Raw genomic sequence first — 26,066 nt, forward strand, 5'->3', positions numbered from 1 at the left:
GAAACCCGTGAGGTCTGAAAGCGGCAAACGCCCGGCCTGACAAAAGCCAGACCGGGCGTTGCGTTTAGAGTCCGCCAGAGAGGCAGCGCATGTTCATGCGGCTGCCCGGTGCGGCTCTTGAAGTGCGCGAGTTAGAGGCTGCGAGCAACCTGAACCTTCTCGTAGACTTCGATCTTGTCGCCGACCTTGACGTCGTTGTAGCTCTTGACGCCAATACCGCATTCCATGCCGGCACGTACTTCAGAAGCGTCATCCTTGAAGCGACGCAGGGATTCCAGCTCGCCTTCGAAGATCACGATGTCTTCACGCAGTACACGGATCGGACGGTTACGGTGAACGACACCTTCGATCACCATGCAACCGGCGATCGCGCCAAACTTCGGCGAACGGAACACGTCACGCACTTCAGCGGTACCCAGGATGTTCTCGCGAACATCGCTGCCCAGCATACCGGTCAGGGCTTTCTTGACGTCTTCGATGATGTCGTAGATCACGTTGTAGTAACGCATATCCAGACCTTCCTGCTCGACGATCTTGCGAGCACCGGCATCGGCACGCACGTTGAAGCCAAACAGTACAGCGTTGGAGGCCAGTGCCAGGTTGGCGTCGGATTCGGTGATACCACCAACGCCGCCGCCGACCACACGCACTTGCACTTCGTCGTTACCCAGGCCGTTCAAGGCGCCGTTCAACGCTTCCAGCGAACCACGGACGTCGGATTTGAGGACGATGTTGAGCGTCTTCTTCTCTGCCTGGCCCATGTTTTCGAAGATGTTTTCCAGCTTGCCGGCGTGAGCACGAGCCAGTTTGACTTCGCGGAACTTGCCTTGACGGAACAGAGCCACTTCACGGGCTTTCTTCTCGTCAGCCACCACGCTCATCTCGTCGCCAGCGTCCGGAGTACCGTCCAGGCCGAGAATCTCGACAGGGATGGACGGACCGGCTTCTTTGATTGGCTTGCCGTTCTCGTCGAGCATGGCACGTACACGGCCATAGTTCGAACCGACCAGAACCATGTCGCCTTGACGCAGGGTACCGTCTTGAACCAGAACGGTTGCAACCGGGCCACGACCTTTGTCGAGACGCGATTCAACTACAACACCACGACCTGGGGCCGATGGGGTTGCTTTGAGTTCGAGTACTTCAGCCTGCAACAGGACCGCTTCGAGCAGTTCGTCTACGCCAGTACCGACTTTCGCCGAGACCGAAACGAATGGCGTATCACCGCCCCACTCTTCGGAAGTCACGCCGTGAACCGACAGTTCGCTACGAATGCGATCGAGATCGGCACCCGGCTTGTCGATTTTGTTCACTGCAACAACCAGTGGGACACCAGCGGCCTTGGCGTGCTGGACAGCTTCAATGGTCTGCGGCATCACGCCGTCGTCCGCTGCAACTACCAGGATCACGATGTCAGTCGCCTTGGCACCACGGGCACGCATTGCGGTAAACGCAGCGTGACCAGGGGTGTCGAGGAAGGTGACCATGCCGCGCTCGGTTTCAACGTGGTACGCACCGATGTGCTGGGTGATACCGCCGGCTTCGCCCGCAGCTACCTTGGCACGACGGATATAGTCGAGCAGCGAAGTCTTACCATGGTCAACGTGACCCATCACGGTCACAACTGGCGCACGGGAGAACGTCTCACCTTCAAACTTCAGGGACTCGGCCAGGGAGTCTTCCAGGGCAGTGTCGCTGACCAGGGTCACTTTGTGGCCCAGTTCTTCGGCTACCAGTTGAGCAGTTTCCTGATCAAGCACCTGGTTGATGGTTGCTGGAGTGCCCAATTTGAACATGAACTTGATGATTTCAGCAGCCTTGACCGACATCTGATTGGCGAGATCGCCAACAGAGATAGTCTCGCCGATCTGCACATCACGCACGACAGGGCCGGTTGGGCTCTGGAAACCGTGGGCGTTGCGTTTCTTCAGCTTGGCCTTGCCGCGACCGCCACGACGGAAGCCATCGCTTTCTTCGTCGGTAGTACGTGGGGCAACGCGCGGTGCCGGCGCCTTTTCCTTGACCGAAGCACGATGAGGAGCGTTTTTACGCTCGCCATCGCCACTGCCACGACGATTGTCGTCGGCACGTGGTTTGTCCGGACGACGCTGTTCGTCGCGCTTGCGAGTATCAGCCGCAGGTGCGGGAGCTGTCGCCAGGACCGGCGCGCTTTCACGCGCAGGCTCAGCAACTGCGGCAGGAGCCGCAACTGCTTCGACCGGAGCGGATTGCGCAGCAGCAGGCTGGCGACGCGCTTCTTCTTCGGTGCGACGCTTGGCTTCTTCTTCAGCCTTCTGACGGGCAGCATTTTCTACTGCGCGACGTTCTTCCTGTTCGCGTTTGCGCTCGGCTTCGATTTCTTCCGGGCTGCGCTGTACGAAGACTTTCTTCTTACGTACTTCAACGCTGATGCTTTTGCTACCGGCAACACGCAGGGTGCTGGTGGTTTTACGCTGCAGAGTGATCTTGCGTGGTTCTTCCACTTTCGCCTTGTGACTGCTCTTCAAGTGAGTCAGCAGGGACTGCTTCTCACTGTCGGTCACATGTTCCTCGGCGGCGGTGTGCGGCAGACCTGCCTCACGCATCTGCTGCAACAGGCGCTCTACCGGTGTTTTGACCTCATCGGCCAGTTGTTTCACCGTGACTTGCGTCATGCACTTCTCTCCTCAGGCCGCGCCTAATTACTCGAACCAGTGGGCTCGGGCGGCCATGATCAACTTGCCGGCACGATCATCGTCAATGCCGTCGATGTCGAGCAGATCGTCAATAGACTGCTCGGCCAGGTCTTCGCGGGTAATTACGCCGCGCACCGCCAGTTCCATCGCCAAATCCTTGTCCATGCCCTCAAGCGAGAGCAGGTCTTCGGCCGGATGGGCGTCTGCCAGCTTTTCCTCAGTAGCGATGGCTTTGGTCAACAAACGATCCTTGGCCCGAGCGCGAAGCTCGTTGACGATGTCCTCGTCAAAGCCGTCGATGTTGAGCATCTCCTCCACCGGTACGTAGGCAATCTCTTCCAGGCTGGTAAAGCCTTCATCCACCAGCACCTGCGCCAGCTCTTCATCGACTTCAAGCTCTTCGATGAAGTTGCGCAGGATGTCGCCGGTTTCTGCTTGCTGCTTAGCCTGGATGTCCGATTCGGTCATCACGTTCAGGGTCCAGCCAGTCAATTGGCTGGCCAGACGCACGTTCTGACCACCGCGACCGATGGCCTGAGCCAGATTGTCTGCGCCAACGGCGATGTCCATGGCATGGGCATCTTCGTCAACGATAATTGCCGCCACTTCAGCAGGCGACATGGCATTGATCACGAACTGAGCCGGGTTGTCGTCCCACAGGACGATGTCCACACGCTCGCCGCCCAACTCGCCGGATACGGCCTGGACACGCGAACCACGCATGCCGATGCAAGCACCTTGCGGGTCGATGCGTTTGTCCTTGGAGCGGACCGCGATCTTGGCACGCGAACCCGGATCACGGGAAGCGGCCATTACTTCGATCAGGCCTTCAGCAATTTCCGGCACTTCGATGCGGAACAACTCGATCAGCATTTCCGGCGCAGTACGCGACAGGATCAGCTGCGGGCCCCGGTTCTCGGTGCGGATTTCCTTGAGCAGCGCACGCAGTCGCACGCCAACGCGGAAAGTTTCGCGAGAAATGATGTCTTCACGAGCCAGCAACGCTTCGGCGTTGTTGCCCAGGTCGACGATCACGTTGTCGCGGGTGACTTTTTTCACGGTGCCGGAGATGATTTCTCCCAGGCGCTCGCGATAGGCATCGACGACTTGCGCACGCTCGGCTTCGCGAACTTTCTGCACAATGACTTGCTTGGCAGTCTGTGCAGCGATGCGACCGAATTCGATGGACTCGATTTTTTCTTCGACTACCTCACCCACCTTGGCGCCAGGGTGCGTTTCTGCAACCTTGCTCGGCCAGGTTTCGATAGCCGGATCGTCCAGGTCGGCTTCCTCGACCACCGTCCAGCGACGGAAAGTCTCATAGGCACCCGTGTGGCGATTGATTTCCACACGCAAATCAACTTCGTCTTCAAACCGCTTTTTGGTAGCAGTGGCCAGAGCCAGCTCCAGCGCTTCAAAAATAACGTTAGCCGGTACGCCCTTTTCATTGGATACCGACTCAACAACCAGCAGTACTTCTTTGCTCATCGTACGCCTCGCCTTTCGCAAGCCATTGGATCCGCGGGATCCGCAGTATCTGGCACGTATCAGTCAAAACTGGGAATAATGTTGGCCTTGTCGATCATATCGATCGGCAACAGGAACTCATGGTCTTCTACTTGCACCACGACATCCTGCTCTTCTACACCGCGCAGAAGGCCTTGAAAGTTACGTCGACCTTCGAAAGGCGAGCGCAACTTGATCTTCACTTGTCCACCGGCAAACAAAGCGAACTGTTCAAGAGTGAACAGAGGGCGTTCCATGCCAGGCGAGGAAACTTCAAGGGTGTATTCAGCGGCGATTGGATCTTCAACATCCAGGACACCGCTGATCTGACGGCTGACGATGGCGCAATCGTCCACCAGCACGCCGCCCTCTTTATCAATATAAACGCGCAACAGTGAGTGGCGACCTTGAGCCGAAAACTCAATACCCCAGCATTCATAGCCAAGGGCCACGACCACCGGGGCCAACAAGGCCTGCAACTGTTCTAGCTTGCTCGACACCTGAACCCCCTCGTGCATGTTTGTGCATGCTGTGCAAATAAAAAAAAATGGGCTAATGCCCATCCCTGAAACGCCGTCGAACAGCGGCGTTATAAAGTGTCCAGCTAACAAAAAGCCCCTTGGAAGGGGCCCCTGAAACTGGTTGCGGGAGCCGGATTTGAACCGACGACCTTCGGGTTATGAGCCCGACGAGCTACCAGACTGCTCCATCCCGCGACAAAGCTGGGGCGGAAGTATACGACTGATCCCTTACAGGGTCAATGTAACCCTTCCACCTACAAGAAAGCCCGCAATCGCGGGCTCTCCTGATAATTGGTACCGAGAAGGGGACTCGAACCCCTACACCCTATGGGCACAACCACCTCAAGGTTGCGTGTCTACCAATTCCACCACCTCGGCAATACAGCGCTTGAAACCTTCTTACTTCTGCTCTTGAGCTGGAGGTACGTCAGTCGCCGAGTTGGCCGACTTTTGCTCTTGAAGCACCGGGACATCATCAGAAGCCGGTTGTTGCTTTGGCGCCTCCAATACTGCTGGGTTTGGCAAACCTACTTGAGTCAGCTCATGAGCTTTCTCTTTAGCAAAGTAACCTAAACCCAAGCTGGTCATGAAGAAACCGGCGGCAAGTATAGCAGTAAACTTACTAAGAAAGGTAGAGGAACCTTGGCTTCCGAATACAGTATTTGAAGCACCTGCACCGAAAGACGCACCAGCATCCGCACCTTTACCCTGCTGAAGCAATACGAGAGCAACTACGCCCAGTGCACCCAGCAGATGAAAAACGACTACGACTGTTTCCAGCATTTTTTCAGTTTCCCGCGGCACGACAAATCGCACCGAACTCATCTGCATTCAGGGACGCTCCACCAATGAGCCCCCCATCGATATCCGGCATGCCGAACAGTTCGACCGCATTGGCCGCCTTCACGCTGCCGCCGTATAGAAGCCGCACACCTCGTGCCACTTCAGAATTCTCTGCCGCCAACTGCGCGCGGATGGCTGCGTGCACATCCTGCGCCTGTTGCGGCGAAGCAGTCAGCCCGGTGCCAATGGCCCAGACCGGCTCGTAAGCTATAACTGCCTTTGCAAAAGCACCGATACCCAGATCCTCGATGATGTTGCCAAGCTGACGCCCGACAACCTCAAGGGTCATCCCGGCCTCACGCTGCTCGAGGGTCTCCCCTACGCACAACACCGGAGTCAGACCACAGGCCTGAGCCGCAGCAAATTTGCGAATCAAGGCTTTGTCCTGCTCACCCATCATCAGGCGACGCTCGGAATGCCCGACCAGCACCAGGGAACAACCTGCATCCACCAGCTGACTCGGCGCAATTTCACCAGTCAACGCGCCTTGCATGGATTCCACCGCAGAATTCTGCGCGCCAACCGAAATCGACTTGCCTTTCAAGCCATCAATCACCTGATTGATATACAAGCAAGGCGGGAATACCGCGACATCAACACCGCTTGACAAGGCCAGATGACGAAGGCCATTGATCAGCTCAGCGACGCTGGCGCGGGTACCGTGCATTTTCCAGTTACCAGCTACCATAGGGCGACGCATGCTGTACCTCGTCGGTCAAAGTGGGCGCAGATGTTACCCAACCGATTCATGACTGGCAAGCCGAATTCAGGCAGAAACTTCAGTAACAAGTTTCGCCAGCTCTTCGGCATAACCGCGGACCTGTGCTTCATCCTCACCTTCGACCATGACACGCACCAAAGGCTCGGTACCAGACTTGCGCAACAGCACGCGCCCACGCCCGGCCATCGCCTGCGTTACGCGCTCACTGGCCTGCTTGACTGTTGCATGCTCGATAGGATTCACACCACCACCGAAACGCACATTAATCAACACCTGAGGACACTTGCGCAACGCCTGGCGTGATTGCGCAAGCCCTTCGTTGCGCGCTTTGAGTGCCATCAGCACTTGCAGGGCAGCAATGATTGCATCACCGGTGGTGGTGTGGTTGAAGCACACGATGTGACCAGAGTTCTCGCCACCGATCAGCCAGTTGCGCTCCAGCAACTCCGAAATCACATAGCGGTCACCCACGTTAGCCCGCACGAAGGGGATATCCAGGTCAGCCAGGGCCAACTCAAGCCCGAGATTGCTCATCAACGTACCAACCACACCGCCCTGCAGCTTGCCGCGCCCGTGCAGGTCGCGAGCGATGATGAACAGCAATTCGTCACCATCGACGACTGTACCGGTGTGGTCCACCATCAGGACCCGATCACCGTCGCCATCGAAGGCAATCCCGAGATCGGCATGCTCAGCCAGCACTGCCGCTTGCAGCGATTCGGTATGGGTGGAGCCGCAGTTGTGATTGATGTTCAGGCCATTAGGCTGGGCGGAAAGCACCACCACCTCAGCCCCCAACTCGCGAAACACACTCGGCGCGACTTTATAGGTTGCACCATGGGCGCAATCGACGACGATTTTCAGGCCCGAAAAGCTGGTACCGGTCGGCACGCTGGCCTTACAGAACTCGATGTAGCGACCCGAGGCATCGTTGATCCGCGACACTTTACCGATCTTGCTCGACTCAACCACAGTCATCGGTGCGTCCAGCAGCTCTTCGATCATCAGTTCGACTTCATCCGGCAGCTTGGTGCCTTTGCCGGAGAAGAATTTGATGCCGTTATCGTCATGAGGATTGTGAGAAGCACTGATCACAATGCCCGCCTGCGCATGAAACGTACGCGTCAGGTACGCAATGGCAGGCGTCGGCATCGGCCCCAGCAACATCACATCGGCGCCCGCCGAAGTCAGGCCGGCTTCGAGAGCCGACTCGAACATGTAACCGGAAATACGTGTGTCCTTGCCAACCAGAACCTTGCAGGCGCCCATTTTGCGGAACGCCATACCCGCCGCCCAGCCGAGTTTGAGCATGAAATCAGGGGTAATGGGATATTCGCCGACCCGACCACGGATACCGTCGGTGCCAAAGTATTTTTTGCTCATAAGTGCTCCATCATTCTTATTCGGCTGAATCCACTGCTGCGATCATCCGCACAACATCCATCGTTTCGGCCACATCATGCACCCGCAATATGCGCGCACCTTTTGTAATGGCCAAGGCAGCGAGTGCGAGACCACCATACAGGCGCTCTCCCACCGGACGACCCAAGGCATTGCCTATCATGCTCTTTCGTGAGACCCCGACCAACAGGGGCCGCCCCAAGGCATGCAAAGTGTCCATATGTTTGAACAGGCTCAGATTGTGAGCCAGTGTCTTGGCAAAGCCGAACCCGGGATCAAAAATGACCCGCTCGGCAGGAATGCCCACGGCAACGCATTGATCCAAACGCTCCGCCAGAAACTCACCGACTTCCCTGGTCACGTCGTGATAATGCGGGTCGTTTTGCATGGTTCCGGGCTCGCCGAGCATATGCATCAGGCAAACCGGCAACCCCGTGGCCGCCGCGGCATCCAGGGCACCATCGCGCTGCAAGGATCGAACATCGTTGATCAGGCCCGCGCCCAGTCGCGCAGTCTCCCGCATGACCGCTGGCGTGGACGTATCGACCGAGATAATGACATCAAGTTCGCGATGTATGCGCTCGACAACCGAAGCAACTCGCTCCAGCTCTTCGGTAGGCGAAACCGCCCGCGCGCCCGGCCGGGTCGATTCGCCACCGACATCAATCAGCGTCGCACCGGCGACCACCATAGCCTCGGCATGCCGCAGCGCAGCATCGAGCTGGCTGAATCGACCACCATCGGAAAAGGAGTCGGGAGTGACATTGAGAATGCCCATGACATGCGTATGGGCCAAATCAAGAACCCGGTTGCCGCAAGACAACCGGGTTGAGGACTGAACAGAGTTCATTTCAAGCCTTAAACGTCAGCAGCCGGACCGCCGATCGGTGTTTCGGGGCGCTCGCCTTGTACCGCCGGAGGCGTACCCGAAGTACCGGTGCCGCCGGACCAGTCACGAGGCTCGCGAGGCGTACGGCCTGCCATGATGTCGTCGATCTGCTCAGCATCGATGGTTTCATACTTCATCAGGGCATCGGCCATGGCGTCGAGCTTGTCACGGTTGTCCGTGAGAATCTGCCTGGCGGTACCGTAGCACTGGTCGATGATGCTGCGTACTTCCGAGTCGATCAGTTTGGCAGTCTCACCGGAGAAGCTGGCATGTTGACCACTGCCGCCACGCCCAAGGAACACTTCGCCCTCTTCTTCGGCATACATCAGTGGACCCAACTTCTCGGACAGACCCCACTTGGTGACCATATTCCGGGCGATCTGACTGGCACGCATGATGTCGTTGGATGCGCCAGTGGTCACACCGTCGAAGCCCAGCGTCATCTCTTCAGCGATTCGGCCGCCATACAGCGAACATATCTGGCTGATCAACGCACGCTTGGAGAGGCTGTAGCGATCCTCTTCCGGCAGGAACATGGTCACACCTAGGGCACGACCGCGCGGAATGATCGATACCTTGTAGACGGGATCATGCTCAGGCACCACACGACCGACGATCGCGTGACCCGCCTCGTGGTACGCCGTGTTCTGCTTTTCTTTCTCCGACATGACCATGGATTTGCGCTCTGCGCCCATCATGATCTTGTCCTTGGCCAGTTCGAACTCTTTCATCTCCACGACGCGCTTACCGGTACGAGCGGCGAACAGCGACGCTTCGTTGACCAGGTTTGCCAGGTCGGCACCGGAAAAGCCCGGCGTACCACGTGCGATCACCGCCGGAGCGACATCGTCACCCATCGGCACTTTACGCATGTGGACCTTGAGGATCTGCTCACGACCGCGGATGTCCGGCAGCCCAACCACAACCTGACGGTCGAAACGACCTGGGCGCAACAGCGCAGGGTCGAGTACGTCCGGACGGTTGGTGGCGGCAATCACGATGATGCCGTCATTCATTTCGAAGCCGTCCATCTCGACCAGTAACTGGTTGAGGGTCTGTTCGCGCTCGTCGTGACCGCCACCCATGCCGGCGCCACGGTGGCGACCGACGGCGTCGATTTCGTCAATGAAGATGATGCATGGCGCGTGCTTCTTGGCCTGTTCGAACATGTCACGAACACGGCTGGCACCCACGCCGACGAACATTTCAACGAAGTCAGAACCGGAAATAGTGAAGAACGGCACCTTGGCTTCGCCGGCAATTGCCTTGGCCAGCAAGGTTTTACCGGTACCAGGCGGGCCTACCATCAGCACACCGCGTGGAATACGGCCACCCAGGCGCTGGAACTTGCCCGGATCACGCAGGAATTCAACCAGCTCGCCGACCTCTTCCTTGGCTTCATCACAACCTGCGACGTCGGCCAGGGTAGTTTTTACCTGATCTTCAGAGAGAAGCCGGGCCTTGCTCTTGCCGAAACTCATCGGCCCGCCCTTGCCACCGCCACCGCCCTGCATCTGGCGCATGAAGAACATGAACACCGCGATGATCACCAGGATCGGGAAGCTGGCCACCAGGAGCTGGGTCCAGATGCTTTGCTGCTCAGGCTGCTTGCCTTCGACCACGACATGGTTGTCCACCAGGTCGCCGATCAAGCCGTTATCCTGGATAGCCGGACGAATGGTCTTGAAGTTGTCGCCATCGGTGCGCTTGCCGGTAATCACATAGCCGTCAACGGCTACGCGCTCGACCTTGCCATCCTTGACCTGCTGGATGAAGTCGGAATAGTTGAGGGTCTGCGGCTCGTTAGGGCTGGAGAAGTTGTTCATCACGGTCACAAGGACAGCGGCGATGATCAACCACAGGATCAGATTCTTTGCCATATCGTTCAATTAACTACCCTCTGAAGCAAGCTCCGCTACTGGCGCGCGCTTCGCATGATATTCACCGGCCTAACTTACTACATTACCTACGACTCTGGCAGGCGCCGTCTGTAACCCTTTGTGAAACTCTGACCGCGTAATTTTCGCTACGCGACTTTTTCAATGCGAGACAAAAAAAACTATCGACCCGTATTAAAGACGCTCATCACTGGCGGCGCCTTCAGTTCCGCGGAAGCCCCGAGCCAGCAAATACTGCTCGCGAGAACGATCGCGGGACGACAATGGCTTGCGCATCTGCACCTTGTCGAACAATTTGCGGATGCCTTTGTGGTATTCGTCGAAGCCTTCACCCTGGAAGACCTTGATCAAAAAATCACCACCGGGACGCAAAACCCGCCCTGCAAGATCCAGGGCCAGCTCGCTGAGGAACATCGCACGAGGCATGTCGACAGCCGCCAATCCACTCATATTGGGGGCCATATCGGAAATCACAAGGTCAACCTGCGTATTTCCGACGGCCTCCAGAATGTTTGCCAGCACGGCGTCCTCTGTGAAATCGCCCTGAATGAAGGTGACATCAGGGATGCTGTCCATTTCCAGGATATCGGAAGCGATCAACCGGCCCTGCCCGCCAATCAGACGACTGGTCACCTGGGACCACCCACCCGGCGCAGCGCCAAGGTCAATCACGGTCATGCCTGGACGGATCAGACGATCCTTTTCCTGGATCTCCAGCAATTTATAGCTGGCGCGCGAACGATAGCCGTCTTTTTGCGCCATTTTGACGTACGGATCGTTGAAATGCTCTCTGAGCCAGTTCTGGCTAGTCTTGGAACGGGCCACGGGCCACCTCTAAAAATAAAACGGGTCGTGATTAAGTGGGCGGTCCCGGACTCGCTCGGGTAAACTGGCCGCCGCTTTTTACAAGATCAGACGCAGGGGTCAGATTATGCCGCTCACTCAAGAGCAGAAGAAACAATACAAATCCATTGGCCACCATCTGAAACCAGTTTTGACTGTGGCTGACAACGGTTTGACTGAAGGTGTACTAGCCGAACTGGAACGCGCCCTGGGCGATCATGAGCTGATTAAAATCAAGCTCAATATCCTCGACCGCGAAGCCCGCCTGGCTGCCGTTGCTGAACTGTGCAAGACCGGCAAGGCAGACCTGGTACAGGTCATCGGCAAGATGGCGCTGATTTATCGCAAGAATTTCAGCGTCAACAAACAACTGTCGAACGTTCACCGCTTCAAGTGATGTCAAAGGGTCAAGGGTGTGCTTCGCGCACCCTGCCGCTCCATCCGGGAACCGGCTGCAATACCAGCACCACCCCGGAAAACCCCAGCACCAGGTAACTGAATACCTGCCACTGGCTCGCATCCGGCCAGCCGAGACGCACAGCAAAAAACATCCCGCACGCGTACAACGACATAAGCAGCAACTGCCCACGAATGTCGCGCCATAGACTGGCAAGGCCCTCGGCCTGAACCAGCACCAAAGCCTGAAACATCGCACACCCCGCGGCAAAACCCACCAGCAGCGCCGTCAGCATGCCCGAGATTTCATCGATGAGCAGCGGTGCCAGGCCGATTCGACCCAACACCGGCAGCAGACCAACGTGCAACAACCAAAGGCCGCCCACCCACAGCATCTGGGTAAGCTGCCAAATCATGGCGCCGGCTCGCAGCGGGCGCCTTGGTTCAGAGGTGACGGACTTCGACAATCTCATACTCGATGACACCACTAGGCGTCTTCACAGTCACCACATCACCCTCTTCCTTGGCAATCAAGGCGCGAGCGATGGGCGAACCGACGGAAATCTTGCCGAGCTTGATGTCAGCCTCATCCTCACCAACGATCTGGTAAGTGACGCTTTCATCGGTCTCGACGTTGGCGATTTCCACCGTGGTGCCAAAGATCACCTTGCCGGTGTGCGGGATCGACGTGACGTCGATGACGACCGCATTCTGCATGCGGCCCTCGATGTCACGGATACGCGCCTCGACCATACCTTGCTGCTCGCGAGCAGCGTGGTATTCGGCGTTTTCCTTGAGATCACCCAGCTCCCGGGCCGTGCCGATGTCCTGGCTGAGCTTCGGACGAATGACCTTGGTCAGGTGAGCGTGTTCTTCTTCCAGGGCCTTCGCGCCCTGAACAGTCATCGGGTACTTGGTTATGCTCATGCCTTCAATCCTGCATGTAGATCCTGCAAGCGACGCACGGTCTTTTCGGGACCGAATTTGAGCGCTTCGCAGATCGCTTCGCCCGCAGCAATGGTCGTGGTGCAGTAGATCTTGTGCTGCAGTGCATTGCGACGAATGGAGTAGGAGTCGGCGATCGACTGGCGACCTTCAGTGGTGTTGATGATCAGCGTGACTTCGTCATTCTTGATCATGTCGACCACGTGCGGACGCCCTTCGGTCACCTTGTTCACGCGGCGCACTTTAAGGCCGGCAGCCTCGATCAGCTTGGCGGTACCGGCAGTGGCGACCACTTCGAAGCCCAAGTTGATCAGATCACGGGCCACGCCTGCAACCAGTGGCTTGTCGTCATCACGCACGCTGATGAACGCCGTTCCGCCGGTCGGCAGAACTTCGCTGGCGCCCATCTGGGCCTTGGCAAAGGCTTCACCGAAGGTATCGCCCACGCCCATCACTTCACCGGTGGACTTCATTTCAGGGCCGAGAATCGGGTCCACGCCAGGGAACTTGGCAAACGGGAACACCGCCTCTTTCACACTGTAGAAGTTAGGAATGATTTCCTTGGTGAAGTTCAGCTCTTTCAGGGTTTTGCCCGCCATGACCCGCGCAGCGATCATCGCCAGGGAAACACCGATGCACTTGGAGACGAACGGTACGGTACGGGAAGCCCGCGGGTTGACCTCGATGACGTAGATGTCCTCGCCCTGCAGGGCCAGTTGCACGTTCATCAGGCCGATGACACCCAGTTCCAGGGCCATTTTCTTGACCTGGTCGCGCATTTCGTCCTGGATGTGGGCCGGCAACGAATAGGGCGGCAGCGAACAAGCAGAGTCACCGGAGTGAACACCCGCCTGCTCGATGTGCTGCATGATCGCGCCAATTACCACGTCCTTGCCGTCGCTGACCGCATCCACATCCATTTCGATGGCGCAGTTGAGGAAGTGATCCAACAGCACCGGGCTGTCGTTGGACACCTGGACCGCTTCGCGCAGGTAGCGCTTGAGCTCTTCCTCTTGGTAAACGATTTCCATCGCACGGCCGCCCAGTACATAGGACGGACGCACCACCAGCGGGTAACCAATCTTGGCCGCGGCACGAATCGCTTCGTCTTCGCTGCGCACGGTGGCGTTTGGCGGCTGACGCAGGTTCAGGCGCTCGACCATCTGCTGGAAGCGCTCACGGTCTTCGGCACGGTCGATTGCATCCGGGCTGGTGCCGATGATCGGTACGCCAGCGGCTTCAAGGGCACGAGCCAGTTTCAGAGGAGTCTGGCCGCCGTACTGGACGATCACGCCTTTTGGCTTCTCGACACGGACGATTTCCAGCACGTCTTCCAGGGTTACCGGCTCGAAGTACAGACGATCGGAAGTGTCGTAGTCGGTGGACACGGTTTCCGGGTTGCAGTTGACCATGATGGTCTCGTACCCGTCTTCGCGCAGGGCCAGTGCGGCGTGCACGCAGCAGTAGTCGAACTCGATACCTTGGCCGATCCGGTTAGGACCGCCGCCCAGGATCATGATCTTGTCCCGGGTCGATGGCGCGGCTTCGCACTCTTCTTCGTACGTGGAGTACAGGTAAGCGGTGTCGGTGGCGAACTCGGCCGCGCAGGTGTCAACGCGCTTGTAGACCGGGTACACATCCAGCTTGTGGCGATGAGCCCGCAGGCTCTTCTCGGTCACACCCAGCAATTTGGCCAGGCGTTGGTCAGAGAAGCCTTTGCGCTTGAGGCGAAACATCGTGTCGTGGTCGATGCTCGACATGCCCAGGGTCTTGACCTTCTCTTCTTCCTTGATCAGATCTTCAATCTGTACCAGGAACCAAGGGTCGATCATGTTCATGCCGAAGATTTGCTCGACGGTCATGCCAGCACGGAAGGCGTCAGCCACGTACCAGATACGCTCGGCGCCCGGCACGGTCAGTTCGCGCTTGAGCTCGCTCATGCTTTCCGGGTTGCTCAGGTCGAGCTTCGGATCAAGGCCGCTGACACCCACTTCCAAGCCGCGAAGCGCTTTCTGCAGGGACTCCTGGAAGGTCCGGCCGATGGCCATGACTTCGCCGACCGACTTCATTTGAGTGGTCAGGCGGGCGTCGGCCTTGGGGAATTTCTCGAAGGCGAAACGTGGCAGCTTGGTGACGACGTAGTCAATGGACGGCTCGAAGGACGCCGGGGTCTTGCCGCCGGTGATGTCATTCGACAGTTCGTCCAGGGTGTAGCCCACGGCCAGCTTGGCAGCGACCTTGGCAATCGGGAAGCCGGTGGCTTTCGAAGCCAGGGCCGACGAACGGGATACCCGCGGGTTCATCTCGATGACCACCATGCGACCGGTGTTCGGGCAGATGCCGAACTGGACGTTGGAGCCGCCGGTTTCCACGCCGATCTCGCGCAATACCGCCAGAGAGGCGTTACGCAGGATCTGGTATTCCTTGTCGGTCAGGGTCTGGGCCGGCGCGACGGTGATCGAGTCACCGGTGTGCACGCCCATCGGGTCAAAGTTTTCGATGGAGCAGACGATGATGCAGTTGTCCTTTTTGTCGCGGACAACTTCCATTTCGTACTCTTTCCAGCCGATCAGGGACTCGTCGATCAGCAGCTCTTTGGTCGGCGACAGGTCCAGGCCACGGGCGCAGATTTCTTCGAATTCTTCGCGGTTGTAAGCAATGCCGCCACCGGTGCCGCCCATAGTGAAGGACGGACGGATGATGCATGGGAAGCCGAGGCGTTCCAGGACGGCGTTGGCCTCCTCCATGCTGTGGGCGATGCCCGAGCGTGGGCAGTCCAGGCCGATGGATTTCATCGCCTTGTCGAAACGCGAACGGTCTTCAGCCTTGTCGATGGTGTCGGCGTTGGCGCCGATCATTTCCACACCGAATTTCTCCAGAACGCCTTCGCGCTCCAGGTCCAGGGCGCAGTTCAGCGCGGTCTGGCCACCCATGGTCGGCAGCAGTGCGTCCGGGCGCTCTTTCTCGATGATCTTGGCAACGGTCTGCCACTTGATCGGCTCAATGTAGGTGGCGTCGGCCATGGACGGGTCGGTCATGATGGTGGCCGGGTTGGAGTTCACCAGGATGACGCGATAGCCCTCTTCGCGCAGGGCTTTACAGGCCTGGGCGCCGGAGTAGTCGAATTCGCAGGCCTGGCCGATCACGATCGGGCCAGCGCCAAGAATCAGGATGCTTTTTATGTCTGTACGTTTTGGCATGGGTTTGTCACTCAAATCCGCAGGTCAGTCGGCTAGGCCGTCGAACAATCTTTGAAGCGCCCGAAGGGGCCGCCGCTCTCGGGGCCGCCCTCGGGCTTCACGCGGTCAGCGTCGCTTGGCCATCTCATTGATGAAGCGATCGAACAGCGGTGCCACGTCGTTCGGGCCCGGGCTGGCTTCAGGGTGGCCCTGGAAGCTGAACGCGCTCTTGTCGGTACGCTCGATACCTTGCAGCGTGCCGTCGAACAGCGATTTGTGGATTGCACGAACGTTGGCTGGCAGGGTCGCTTCGTCGACCGCGAAACCGTGGTTCTGGCTGGTGATCATCACAACGCCGGTATCCAGGTCCTGAACCGGGTGGTTGGCACCGTGGTGGCCGTGGCCCATTTTCAAGGTCTTGGCGCCCGAGGCGAGGGCCAGCAACTGGTGGCCGAGGCAGATGCCGAATACCGGGATCTCGGTTTCCAGCACGTCTTTGATCGCCTGGATCGCGTAGTCACAAGGCTCGGGGTCGCCAGGGCCGTTGGACAGGAACACGCCGTCAGGGTTGAGGGCCAGGACATCTGCCGCAGGGGTTTGCGCCGGCACCACGGTCACGCGGCAACCACGCTCTACCAACATGCGCAGGATGTTCAGCTTGACGCCGTAGTCGTACGCAACCACGTGGTACGGCAACTCGGAGGCTTCGATAGTCGCGTGGCTATCGGTTTTCAGGTCCCAGACCGTAGAGCGCCACTCGTACTGCTTCTTGGTGCTGACGACTTTCGCCAGATCCATGCCTTTGAGGCCCGGGAAGCCCTGGGCAGCGGCGATGGCCGCCTCTTCGCAAATGTTGTCACCGGCCATGATGCAGCCGTTCTGCGCGCCTTTTTCCCGAAGGATGCGGGTCAGACGACGGGTGTCGATACCCGCGATTGCCACGACATTGTTGGCTTTCAGGTAATCGGACAGGGACATCGTGTTACGCCAGTTGCTCGCTACCAGCGGCAGATCACGAATGACCAGGCCGGCGGACCAGACACGATCAGATTCAGCATCTTGCGGCGTGGTGCCGGTGTTGCCGATGTGCGGGTAAGTCAGGGTAACAATTTGCTGGGCGTAGGAAGGATCGGTAAGAATTTCCTGATAGCCGGTCATTGCGGTGTTAAACACCACCTCACCAACGGTCTGACCGTCGGCTCCAATGGCTTCGCCGCGAAAAATGCTGCCATCAGCAAGGGCGAGTATGGCTGGCTTAGTCAAGAAGACCTCCCGTAAATAAAGCCTGAAAGGGCGATCGCAGGTTGTAAAAAAGCGGAGTGACGTATGGACACGTCACCCCGCTTCTTCACTGAATTATTCTGCGCGCTTTTAGTGGACACACTAAAGCTGTAGCTTACAGAAAAAGGCTTTTTTGGTCCACCGCTAATGAGCCTTGAAGGCAGGGGAATGCGACAGGACGTCGCGAAGCGGTGCAAAACGGGGCTCAGTATAACCTAAACCCCACTGCAAATGGCATCAACGCAGGTCGAGAACGTCCTGCATATCGTACAAACCTGGCTCACGACCATCCAGCCACAGCGCAGCGCGAACCGCACCCTTGGCGAAGGTCATCCGGCTGGAAGCCTTGTGAGTGATCTCCAGGCGCTCGCCTTCAGTGGCGAACAGCACCGTGTGATCGCCCACCACGTCACCACCACGCACGGTAGCAAACCCGATGGTGTCGCGCTCACGGGCACCGGTGTGCCCCTGGCGCCCATACACGGCCACTTTCTGCAGATCGCGACCCAGCGCATCGGCGATCACTTCACCCATGCGCAAGGCCGTTCCCGAAGGCGCGTCGATCTTGTGCCGGTGATGCGCCTCGATGATTTCGATATCCGCATCATCACCCAAGACCCGGGCCGCCATGTCCAGCAGCTTCAGCGACAGGTTCACACCCACGCTGAAGTTCGCCGCGAACACGATCGGGATGTCTTTACCAGCGTCGGCCAGCAACTGTTTTTGTGCTGCGTCCAGCCCCGTGGTACCGATGACCATGGCCTTGCCGTTCTTGCGACAAATGGCGAGGTTCTTCAGCATCACTTCCGGCAGCGTGAAGTCGATCAGGACATCGAACTCATCGAGCACCTTTTCCAGGCCACCGGACATCGGAACGCCGATACGCCCGAGCGAAGCCAGCTCACCAGCATCAGCGCCGACCAGCGTACTGTCAGGCCGAACGATGGCAGCGGTCAGGCCGGAGAGCGGCGAGCGTTGCTGCACCGCCTCGACCAACGCCTTGCCCATGCGCCCCGCAGCACCCATCACAGCTATACGTCGCATGCGACCTCCTTACAGATCGCCGAAGAAGCGCTTCACGCCTTCGAACCAACCGGTGGTTTTCGGGGAGTGGCTGTTGTCGTCCGCCAGTGAGCTGCGGAACTCCTCCAGCAATTCACGCTGGCGTCGGCTCAGATTGACCGGAGTCTCGACCGCTACCCGACACATCAGGTCACCGGCGCCGCCGCCACGCACCGGCGCAACGCCTTTGCCGCGGATCCGGAACTGCTTGCCGGTTTGCGTGCCCTCGGGAATTTTCAGCTTGACGCGACCGTCGAGGGTCGGGATCTCAAGCTCACCACCCAAGGCTGCATCGACAAAACTGATCGGCACTTCGCAGAACAGATGCTTGCCGTCGCGCTGGAAAATCGCGTGCTCGCGCACGTTGATAACGACGTACAGGTCGCCGGTTGGGCCGCCCTGGGCGCCCGCCTCGCCTTCGCCAGACAGACGGATGCGGTCACCAGTATCGACACCGGACGGCACTTTCACCGACAGTGTCTTGTATTCTTCAACACGCCCTTCGCCGTGGCAGGAGTCGCACGGGTCGGAAATGATCTTGCCCTGGCCATGGCAACGCGGGCAGGTCTGCTGCACCGAGAAGAAGCCTTGTTGCATGCGCACCTGACCGATGCCGCCACAGGTTGGGCAAGTAACGGGCGAAGAGCCCTTCTTGGCACCCGAGCCATCGCACGGCTTGCAATTGACCAGTGTCGGCACGCGGATATTAACGGTGGTACCGCGCACCGCCTCTTCCAGGCTCAACTCCAGCGTATAGCGCAAGTCACTGCCACGCTGAGCGCCACCACGGGCACCGCCGCGTCCGCCACCGAAGAAATCGCTGAACACGTCGCCGAAGATATCGGAGAAGTTCTGGCCGCCAAAACCGGCACCGCCGCCACCCATGCTTGGGTCGACGCCCGCATGGCCATACTGGTCGTAAGCCGTGCGTTTGCTGGAATCGGACAGTACTTCGTAAGCCTCGTTGGCTTCCTTGAACAGCTCTTCAGACGCTTTATCGTCGGGATTACGGTCCGGGTGGTGCTTCATCGCCAGGCGACGATAGGCCTTTTTCAGGTCCGCCTCGCTGGCCCCCCGCTCGACACCCAATACTTCGTAATAGTCACGCTTTGCCATTAGTCTTTGCACTCTTATAGGACGTCCGGCAAACCTCTCCTGAACCTTGCCAAACTCGTTGAGCCCCAATACAGGCCCGGACCCAACTCACGTCGATTCAACGATCCTGGTCTAGGCTTTGTACGAAAAGTGCCTGATCGCCGCCCGGCGACTTTTCGTACAAACCCACCTCTTTCAGCCAGGTACCCGGCCAAAACGCAGTGCCTGTCGCTCGGAAAGCAGGAGCATTCCCGATCACACCGCCAGCATCCGAACGTTGTCGCATGCTGTAAAAATTCACTGGTTCCAGACACGCCAACGCGGGAGCAAGCTCCCGCGCGGCGACATCCTACCAGTCACCGCACAAGTGCAGTCAACCGGTCGACCAACAAGCGATTACTTGTGGTCTTTCACTTCTTCGAACTCGGCGTCGACAACGTCGTCGGCTTTTTCGGCCGATTCGCCTTGGGCAGCCGCGCCTTCAGCTGGCTGGGCCTGCTCGGCATACATCTTCTGAGCCACTGGCGCGGAGACCTTGGACAGCTCTTCGATTTTCGCATCGATGGCAGCCTTGTCGTCGCCTTTGACGGCAGCTTCCAGGGCAAGCACGGCCGCTTCGATGGCAGTCTTCTCTTCAGCAGTCACTTTGTCGCCAGCATCAGCGACCATCTTGCGAGTCGAGTGCACCAGAGCATCGCCCTGGTTGCGGGCACTGGCCAGCTCTTCGAACTTGCGGTCTTCCTCGGCGTTGACTTCAGCGTCGCGAACCATCTGCTGAATTTCTTCCTCGGACAGACCGGAGTTGGCCTTGATCACGATCGACTGGGTCTTGCCGGTGGCCTTGTCCTTCGCGCCGACGTGCAGGATGCCGTTGGCGTCGATGTCGAAGGTCACTTCGATCTGTGGCACGCCACGTGGCGCCGGTGGAATCTCGGCCAGGTCGAACTTGCCCAGGGATTTGTTCTGGGTAGCTTGCTTGCGCTCGCCTTGCAGTACGTGGATGGTCACGGCGCCCTGGTTGTCGTCGGCAGTCGAGAACACCTGGGATTTCTTGGTAGGAATCGTGGTGTTTTTCTCGATCAGCGCAGTCATCACGCCACCCATGGTTTCGATACCCAGGGTCAGCGGGCTGACGTCGAGCAGCAGAACGTCCTTCACATCACCAGCCAGAACGGCGCCCTGGATGGCAGCACCCATGGCAACGGCTTCGTCCGGGTTCACATCTTTACGCGCTTCTTTACCGAAGAAATCGGTCACCAGCTTCTGAACCAGCGGCATACGAGTCTGGCCGCCAACCAGGATTACGTCGTTGATCGCGCCAACGTCGATACCAGCGTCCTTCATCGCGATGCGGCAAGGTTCGATGGTGCGCTGAACCAGGTCTTCCACCAGCGCTTCAAGCTTGGCGCGGGAGATTTTTACGTTCAAGTGCTTCGGACCGGTGGCGTCTGCGGTGATGTACGGCAGGTTCACGTCGGTCGACTGGCTCGAGGACAGTTCGATCTTGGCTTTCTCAGCGGCCTCTTTCAGGCGCTGCATGGCCAGCGGGTCACCCTTGAGGTTCATGCCGCTTTCTTTCTTGAACTCATCGACGAGGTAGTCGATCAGGCGGATGTCAAAGTCTTCACCACCGAGGAAGGTGTCACCGTTGGTGGCCAGTACTTCGAACTGGTGCTCACCATCGACTTCAGCGATCTCGATTACGGATACGTCGAAGGTACCGCCACCCAGGTCATAAACGATCACAGTGTGATCGCCCTTGGCCTTGTCCATACCGTAGGCCAGAGCGGCAGCGGTCGGTTCGTTGATGATACGTTTTACGTCCAGGCCCGCGATGCGGCCGGCGTCTTTGGTCGCTTGACGCTGGCTGTCGTTGAAATACGCAGGAACAGTGATGACCGCTTCAGTCACCGCCTCACCGAGGTAGTCTTCGGCGGTTTTCTTCATTTTCTTCAGGATTTCAGCCGAGATCTGTGGCGGAGCCATTTTCTGGCCGTTCACTTCAACCCATGCGTCGCCGTTGTCAGCCTTGGCGATTTTGTAAGGCACCATCTTGATGTCTTTCTGAACGACTTCTTCGTCGAACTTGCGACCGATCAGACGCTTCACCGCGTAGAGGGTGTTATGCGGATTGGTCACAGCCTGACGCTTGGCCGACTGGCCAACCAGAATTTCGCCATCGTTGGCGTACGCGATGATCGACGGCGTGGTGCGCGCGCCTTCGGCGTTTTCAATAACTTTGGCCTTGCCGTTTTCCAGCACGGAGACGCACGAGTTGGTGGTCCCCAGGTCGATACCGATAATCTTGCCCATGTTAACTCTCCCGAAACTTGGATTTTGTTGCCGCAGCAGTGGTGGCTAACTGCGGTAGCACTTAAACGCTTGACTTCTAAATGGGGTCATTGCGCGCGATTTCAAGCCTGCTCATCAATAGAAGGCGAAACCGGTGCCGGCGTCTTGCTGACCACAACCATGGCCGGACGCAGCAGGCGACCGTTAAGCAGGTAGCCCTTCTGGAAAACCTTCAATACGCTGTTGGGCTCGACGTCTGCACTTTCCTGCATCGCCATGGCCTGGTGGTGCTCGGCGTTGAAGGGTTCGCCGTGTGGATCAATGGTTTCGAGCTGGTAGCGCTTGAGGGTGTCCTGAAACATTTTCAGGGTCAGCTCGATGCCTTCACGCATCGGACGAATGTTTTCGTCGTCCGGATTGGACAGCTCCAGACCGCGCTCCAGGCTGTCGATGATCGGCAGCAGGTCGCTTGCGAAACGCTCCAGGGCGAATTTATGAGCCTTTTCTACATCCTGTTCAGCGCGACGGCGGACATTCTGCAGGTCGGCGGCTACACGCAACGCCTGATCCTGCGCACCGGCCAGTTGCTCCTCGAGCACTTGTACACGTGCCGCCAAGTCCTCACCCGAATCCTGGGGAGCCTGATTGGCGTCTAGATTTTGCGTATCCTGCGTCTGTTCGTCAGCCATAGATTTCTCCTTTCAACTTCGTCCGCGAGCTCGACTCGCGCTTCTGCCCCGATATATGGGGCCGGGTTTTTAAGCTTCAAGGGCCGTCCGACGATTTAACCTTACAGAAAACAGCTGCATTCCATTCCCTGCAGCGCTAAGAAACCCATCGCTCCAAGCAAATCGAGCTAAGCGAAGGCATTGTCAGCGCGAAACAAAACACTGTATAAATAACCAGACCTAAAGCCTGGGAGCGGCCTTATGCTGGTGCACCTGTCCGTACACAACTACGCCATCGTCGAACACCTCGACCTCGAACTCGATCGAGGCATGAGCGTGATCACCGGTGAAACCGGTGCCGGCAAATCGATCATGCTCGACGCCCTGGGCCTGACGCTGGGTGACCGCGCCGACAGTGGCGTGGTGCGCCCCGGAGCGGACAAAGCCGACATCCTGGCGACCTTCGACCTGGTCGATATCCCCGAGGCCGGCACCTGGCTAGCCGAACGCGATCTGGACAACGACGGCCTGTGCATCTTGCGCCGGGTCATCACCGCCGAAGGCCGCTCCCGGGGCTACATCAACGGTACGCCCTGCCCTTTGGGTGATCTCAAGGCCCTGGGCGAACTGCTGATCGACATCCACAGCCAGCATGAACACCAATCCCTGCTCAAGACCGATACCCATCGCCGCCTGCTTGATGAATACGCCGGGGCAACCGATCTGGCCCGCCAGGTCCAACTGGCCGCCCAGCGCTGGCGCCAGACCCGACAGGAACTGGACCGGCTCTCCAACTCCGGCGACGAACAGCGCGCCCGCCACCAGCTGTTGAGCTATCAGCTCGAAGAACTGGAGAACCTGGCCCTCGGTGAAAATGAACTGGAGGAACTGGAGCAGGAACACAAGAACCTGACCAATGCCGAAACTCTGCTGGGCATCTGCCGACAAGTGGTCGAGCAATGCAGCGAAAGCGACTCGGGGAACGTGCTCAATGCACTGACGGCGAGCCTGAACCGACTCTCCAGTGTGAACAATTCGGTGGGCGCCCTGAGCGAAGCGACTAACCTGCTGACGAGTGCGCAGATCCAGGTCGAAGAAGCCGTCGGGGAACTGAACCGGTTCCTGGATCATTTCGACGCCGATCCGGCACGCCTGCAGTACCTGGAAGAGCGCCTGGATACTATTTATACGCTGGCACGCAAGCACCGCGTCCAGCCAACCGACGTCGCTGAACTCCAGCAACGCTTGCTGGAGGAGCTGGAAACCCTGAACGCCAACGATGAATCCATCGAGCGCCTGGGGGACGAGCTGGCCTCCTATGCCCGTCACTATCAGGAAAAGGCCAACGAACTCAGCGAACTGCGCCGGCAAGCCGCGACCGGCCTGGCCAGTGCCGTGGAACAGGAAATCCAGCGCCTGGGCATGCCGGGTGGGCGCTTTACCATCGAATTACGCCCCAACGCCGGGGAAGAACTTCAGCCCAACGGACTGGAGCAGGTGGAATTGCTGGTCAGCGCCAACCCAGGACAACCGCTCAAGGCGCTGGCAAAAGTCGCGTCTGGCGGGGAATTGTCGCGAATCAGCCTGGCCATCCAGGTCATCACGGCGCAGACCTCACGCGTGCCGACGTTGGTATTCGACGAAGTGGACGTGGGCATTGGCGGCCCAACAGCGGAAATTGTCGGACAGCTGCTGCGCCGGCTGGGTGATCGAGGCCAGGTTCTGACCGTCACGCACCTGCCCCAGGTCGCCGCCCAAGGACACCAGCATTTATTTGTGCACAAGGTTCGCGGCGAGGATGCCACGCGTACCGCCGTCTCCAAGCTCAACAAAAACGAGCGCGTGGAAGAAGTGGCGCGGATGCTGGGGGGTATCGACCTGACCAAGGAATCCCTGGCCCACGCGAAGAAAATGGTCGTCGCAGCAAAAATCTGAAAAAAGCCGCACAGCAAGAAGGCGACCCAAGGGTCGCCTTCTTTCGTTTTGGGAGCTTACTTAAGCGCTCACGCGACGTGCTTACTTCCTCTTGCGTACATGCAAGACGAGATGGTGATCGATCAGCTCGAAACCATGGTCTTCAGCAATTGCCTTTTGCAGCTTTTCGATTTCCGGACTGATGAACTCGATGACCTCACGGCTTTCCACATCCACCATATGATCGTGGTGCTCGCCGTCAGCCAATTCGAAGACAGCATGACCGCCATCGAAATTGTGACGGGCCACAAGCCCCGCTGCCTCGAATTGAGTCAGAACACGGTAAACCGTGGCCAGACCGACGTCCTCGCCAGCTTCCATAAGCGCCTTGTAAACGTCTTCGGCACTCATGTGGCGTTGCTCGGCGGAATCGAGCATTTGTAGAATTTTGACCCGTGGCAGGGTCACTTTGAGGCCGGCCTTGCGTAGTTCGCTATTTTCAACCATGGTTAGCTTTCTCGCGATGCTGCTTCGCAGCTTCTCTTAATGCGGGTATGATCGGCGTTTACGTTGTCCCAGCCAAGATAGTGGAAGTCGCCCACCGATGCAAAACACCAAGCTCTTGCTAACCAGTTTCACCTTTGTGGGACTGCTCGCACTCGCCGGCTGTTCATTCCCCGGGGTTTACAAAATCGACATCCAACAGGGCAATGTCGTCACGCAGGACATGATAGACCAGTTACGCCCGGGAATGACCCGACGGCAAGTACGGTTTATCATGGGCAACCCTCTGCTGACCGACACGTTCCACTCCGATCGCTGGGATTACCTGTACAGCCTGCAACCAGGTGGCGGTGAGCGCCAGCAGGAACGCATCAGCGTTATCTTCAGCCCCAATGACCAACTCGTCAGCCTTTCGGGCGATTTCATGCCCGGCGTGAGCCGCGACGAAGCCATTATGGGCAAGGACAACGGCACTACAGTCACTACCCCGACCGAGAACGCCGAAAAGCCGAAACCGGAAAAACCGGCCAAGCCAGGTTCGCTGCTGGATCAGATCCAGAAGGACGTGGACAAAGTCGAGACCGTCCCCGTCCCGACCCCAGAACCACTGGATACCACGCCGCAATAAATCGCGACATGAAAAAACCCGGCATGCCGGGTTTTTTATTGCCTGCGATTCAAGCCTGGTTATTGATCGCGCTGACGTGCTTGAGCGGCCTTTGCTGCGCGCAGGCGACGAATTTCTTTCGGATCGGCCTGCAACGGCCGATAAATCTCAAGCCGATCACCCGCCTGCACGGCTTGACGGTCAGGATCGGCAACCACCTTGCCAAAAATTCCGATTGGGCATGCGGCCAGATCCAGCTCCGGAAACTCATCAGCAATGCCCGATGCCACCAGCGCAGCACGAACGCTCGTGCCTTCCTGTATTGCACATGTGAGCAAGACCTGACGCTCGACAGTGGCATACACCACCTCTACCTCAATCAACGCTTGAGCTCTGCATTCTGCTTGGCACGCTGGCAGAACGCATCGACCAGGGTATTGGCCGCCTGATTGAACAGCGGCCCCAACGTCGCTCGCACCAATGGGCCTGCGTAGTCGAACGACAGATCGAGGCTGATTTTGCAGGCCTTCTCGCCCAACGGCTTGAACACCCAGACGCCGTGGAGCTGGTTGAAAGGCCCCTCTTCCAGGTTCATTTCAATGGACTGCCCCGGCACCAGGGTATTGCGTGTGACGAAGCGCTGGCTCAACCCACCTTTGGCGATGTTGAGGCTGGCGCGCATATGGGTGTCGGAGCTCTCCAGCACCTCGGCGGAAGAACACCAAGGCAAGAATTGCGGGTAACTCGCCACATCGTTGACCAAGTCATACAGCGCCTGCGCCGGATAGGGCAGCAAGGCCGAGCGTTGAATATGTGTCGTCATGTA

At 58.3% G+C, this 26,066-nt stretch carries 23 protein-coding genes and 2 tRNA genes; 3 read left to right on the forward strand and 22 right to left on the reverse strand.

Going from position 1 to position 26,066, the window contains the following annotated elements; translation table 11 throughout:
* Positions 1-131: 131 nt before the first annotated feature.
* The 11 genes from infB to rlmE form a co-directional block, all read right to left on the reverse strand.
* Positions 132-2,654: a translation initiation factor IF-2 gene (gene infB / locus ACA047_RS25225; protein ID WP_497354030.1), complete on the reverse strand. Its 2,523-nt coding sequence runs from the start codon at positions 2,652-2,654 to the stop codon at positions 132-134.
* Positions 2,655-2,681: 27 nt separating this feature from the next.
* The gene (nusA, locus tag ACA047_RS25230; RefSeq protein WP_497354032.1) at positions 2,682-4,163 is read right to left on the reverse strand and encodes a transcription termination factor NusA; all 1,482 of its coding nucleotides are present in this window, start codon (positions 4,161-4,163) and stop codon (positions 2,682-2,684) included.
* A gap of 59 nt (positions 4,164-4,222) precedes the next feature.
* A complete protein-coding gene (gene rimP / locus ACA047_RS25235) occupies positions 4,223-4,681 on the reverse strand; it encodes a ribosome maturation factor RimP (RefSeq protein WP_497360544.1) in 459 nt (152 codons plus the stop codon).
* Positions 4,682-4,820: 139 nt separating this feature from the next.
* A tRNA-Met gene (locus tag ACA047_RS25240) sits at positions 4,821-4,897 on the reverse strand.
* A gap of 97 nt (positions 4,898-4,994) precedes the next feature.
* Positions 4,995-5,080: transfer RNA gene (locus tag ACA047_RS25245), tRNA-Leu, on the reverse strand.
* A gap of 21 nt (positions 5,081-5,101) precedes the next feature.
* Complete coding sequence (secG, locus tag ACA047_RS25250) at positions 5,102-5,485, reverse strand: preprotein translocase subunit SecG (protein WP_497360546.1); 384 nt, start codon at positions 5,483-5,485, stop codon at positions 5,102-5,104.
* A gap of 4 nt (positions 5,486-5,489) precedes the next feature.
* A complete protein-coding gene (gene tpiA, locus ACA047_RS25255) occupies positions 5,490-6,245 on the reverse strand; it encodes a triose-phosphate isomerase (RefSeq protein WP_497354034.1) in 756 nt (251 codons plus the stop codon).
* A gap of 66 nt (positions 6,246-6,311) precedes the next feature.
* Positions 6,312-7,649, reverse strand: a complete 1,338-nt coding sequence (gene glmM / locus ACA047_RS25260; RefSeq protein ID WP_497354036.1) for a phosphoglucosamine mutase — start codon at positions 7,647-7,649, stop codon at positions 6,312-6,314.
* Between the two features lie 16 nt (positions 7,650-7,665).
* Complete coding sequence (gene folP / locus ACA047_RS25265) at positions 7,666-8,517, reverse strand: dihydropteroate synthase (protein ID WP_497354038.1); 852 nt, start codon at positions 8,515-8,517, stop codon at positions 7,666-7,668.
* 8 nt (positions 8,518-8,525) lie between these two features.
* Positions 8,526-10,436: an ATP-dependent zinc metalloprotease FtsH gene (gene ftsH, locus ACA047_RS25270; RefSeq protein ID WP_497354040.1), complete on the reverse strand. Its 1,911-nt coding sequence runs from the start codon at positions 10,434-10,436 to the stop codon at positions 8,526-8,528.
* Positions 10,437-10,628: 192 nt separating this feature from the next.
* A complete protein-coding gene (gene rlmE, locus ACA047_RS25275) occupies positions 10,629-11,279 on the reverse strand; it encodes a 23S rRNA (uridine(2552)-2'-O)-methyltransferase RlmE (RefSeq protein ID WP_497354042.1) in 651 nt (216 codons plus the stop codon).
* A gap of 106 nt (positions 11,280-11,385) precedes the next feature.
* Between rlmE and ACA047_RS25280 the strand changes: the two genes are divergently transcribed.
* Complete coding sequence (locus tag ACA047_RS25280) at positions 11,386-11,694, forward strand: YhbY family RNA-binding protein (protein WP_003177852.1); 309 nt, start codon at positions 11,386-11,388, stop codon at positions 11,692-11,694.
* 10 nt (positions 11,695-11,704) lie between these two features.
* Here the strand turns inward: ACA047_RS25280 and ACA047_RS25285 are convergent, their stop codons facing one another.
* The 8 genes from ACA047_RS25285 to grpE all read right to left on the reverse strand — a co-directional run bounded on the left by ACA047_RS25285 (position 11,705) and on the right by grpE (position 22,236).
* Positions 11,705-12,109 (reverse strand): MFS transporter, encoded by a 405-nt coding sequence (locus tag ACA047_RS25285; protein WP_497354044.1) that lies wholly within the window; start codon positions 12,107-12,109, stop codon positions 11,705-11,707.
* 28 nt (positions 12,110-12,137) lie between these two features.
* Positions 12,138-12,614, reverse strand: coding sequence for a transcription elongation factor GreA (gene greA, locus ACA047_RS25290; RefSeq protein ID WP_497360548.1), 477 nt, complete (start codon positions 12,612-12,614; stop codon positions 12,138-12,140).
* 2 nt (positions 12,615-12,616) lie between these two features.
* Entirely contained in the window at positions 12,617-15,838 is a 3,222-nt protein-coding gene (gene carB, locus ACA047_RS25295) for a carbamoyl-phosphate synthase large subunit (RefSeq protein WP_497354046.1), read from the reverse strand.
* A 105-nt stretch (positions 15,839-15,943) separates the two neighbouring features.
* Positions 15,944-17,080 carry a glutamine-hydrolyzing carbamoyl-phosphate synthase small subunit gene (gene carA, locus ACA047_RS25300; RefSeq protein ID WP_497354048.1) on the reverse strand — a complete coding sequence of 379 codons (1,137 nt, stop codon included), beginning with the start codon at positions 17,078-17,080 and terminating at the stop codon, positions 15,944-15,946.
* A gap of 255 nt (positions 17,081-17,335) precedes the next feature.
* Entirely contained in the window at positions 17,336-18,142 is an 807-nt protein-coding gene (gene dapB, locus ACA047_RS25305) for a 4-hydroxy-tetrahydrodipicolinate reductase (RefSeq protein WP_497354050.1), read from the reverse strand.
* A gap of 9 nt (positions 18,143-18,151) precedes the next feature.
* Entirely contained in the window at positions 18,152-19,276 is a 1,125-nt protein-coding gene (dnaJ, locus tag ACA047_RS25310) for a molecular chaperone DnaJ (RefSeq protein ID WP_497354052.1), read from the reverse strand.
* Between the two features lie 375 nt (positions 19,277-19,651).
* Positions 19,652-21,568: a molecular chaperone DnaK gene (gene dnaK, locus ACA047_RS25315; RefSeq protein ID WP_497354054.1), complete on the reverse strand. Its 1,917-nt coding sequence runs from the start codon at positions 21,566-21,568 to the stop codon at positions 19,652-19,654.
* A 101-nt stretch (positions 21,569-21,669) separates the two neighbouring features.
* Positions 21,670-22,236, reverse strand: a complete 567-nt coding sequence (gene grpE / locus ACA047_RS25320; RefSeq protein ID WP_497354056.1) for a nucleotide exchange factor GrpE — start codon at positions 22,234-22,236, stop codon at positions 21,670-21,672.
* A 240-nt stretch (positions 22,237-22,476) separates the two neighbouring features.
* Here grpE and recN point away from each other — a divergent pair, with 240 nt between their 5' ends.
* Positions 22,477-24,150 (forward strand): DNA repair protein RecN, encoded by a 1,674-nt coding sequence (recN, locus tag ACA047_RS25325; RefSeq protein WP_497354058.1) that lies wholly within the window; start codon positions 22,477-22,479, stop codon positions 24,148-24,150.
* A gap of 81 nt (positions 24,151-24,231) precedes the next feature.
* Here the strand turns inward: recN and fur are convergent, their stop codons facing one another.
* Entirely contained in the window at positions 24,232-24,636 is a 405-nt protein-coding gene (gene fur / locus ACA047_RS25330; RefSeq protein ID WP_497354060.1) for a ferric iron uptake transcriptional regulator, read from the reverse strand.
* Between the two features lie 97 nt (positions 24,637-24,733).
* On the opposite strand from fur, the gene ACA047_RS25335 reads away from it, so the two are divergent.
* Positions 24,734-25,261 carry an outer membrane protein assembly factor BamE gene (locus tag ACA047_RS25335; protein ID WP_497354062.1) on the forward strand — a complete coding sequence of 176 codons (528 nt, stop codon included), beginning with the start codon at positions 24,734-24,736 and terminating at the stop codon, positions 25,259-25,261.
* Between the two features lie 59 nt (positions 25,262-25,320).
* Here ACA047_RS25335 and ACA047_RS25340 read toward each other — a convergent pair whose 3' ends face one another.
* Both ACA047_RS25340 and ACA047_RS25345 read right to left on the reverse strand, forming a co-directional pair.
* Positions 25,321-25,623, reverse strand: coding sequence for an RnfH family protein (locus tag ACA047_RS25340; protein ID WP_497354064.1), 303 nt, complete (start codon positions 25,621-25,623; stop codon positions 25,321-25,323).
* Positions 25,620-26,063 (reverse strand): type II toxin-antitoxin system RatA family toxin, encoded by a 444-nt coding sequence (locus ACA047_RS25345; protein ID WP_003177828.1) that lies wholly within the window; start codon positions 26,061-26,063, stop codon positions 25,620-25,622. Before ACA047_RS25345 ends, ACA047_RS25340 begins: the two co-directional genes overlap by 4 nt.
* Positions 26,064-26,066 lie beyond the last annotated feature (3 nt).

The organism is Pseudomonas sp. LBUM1664, from assembly GCF_059695895.1.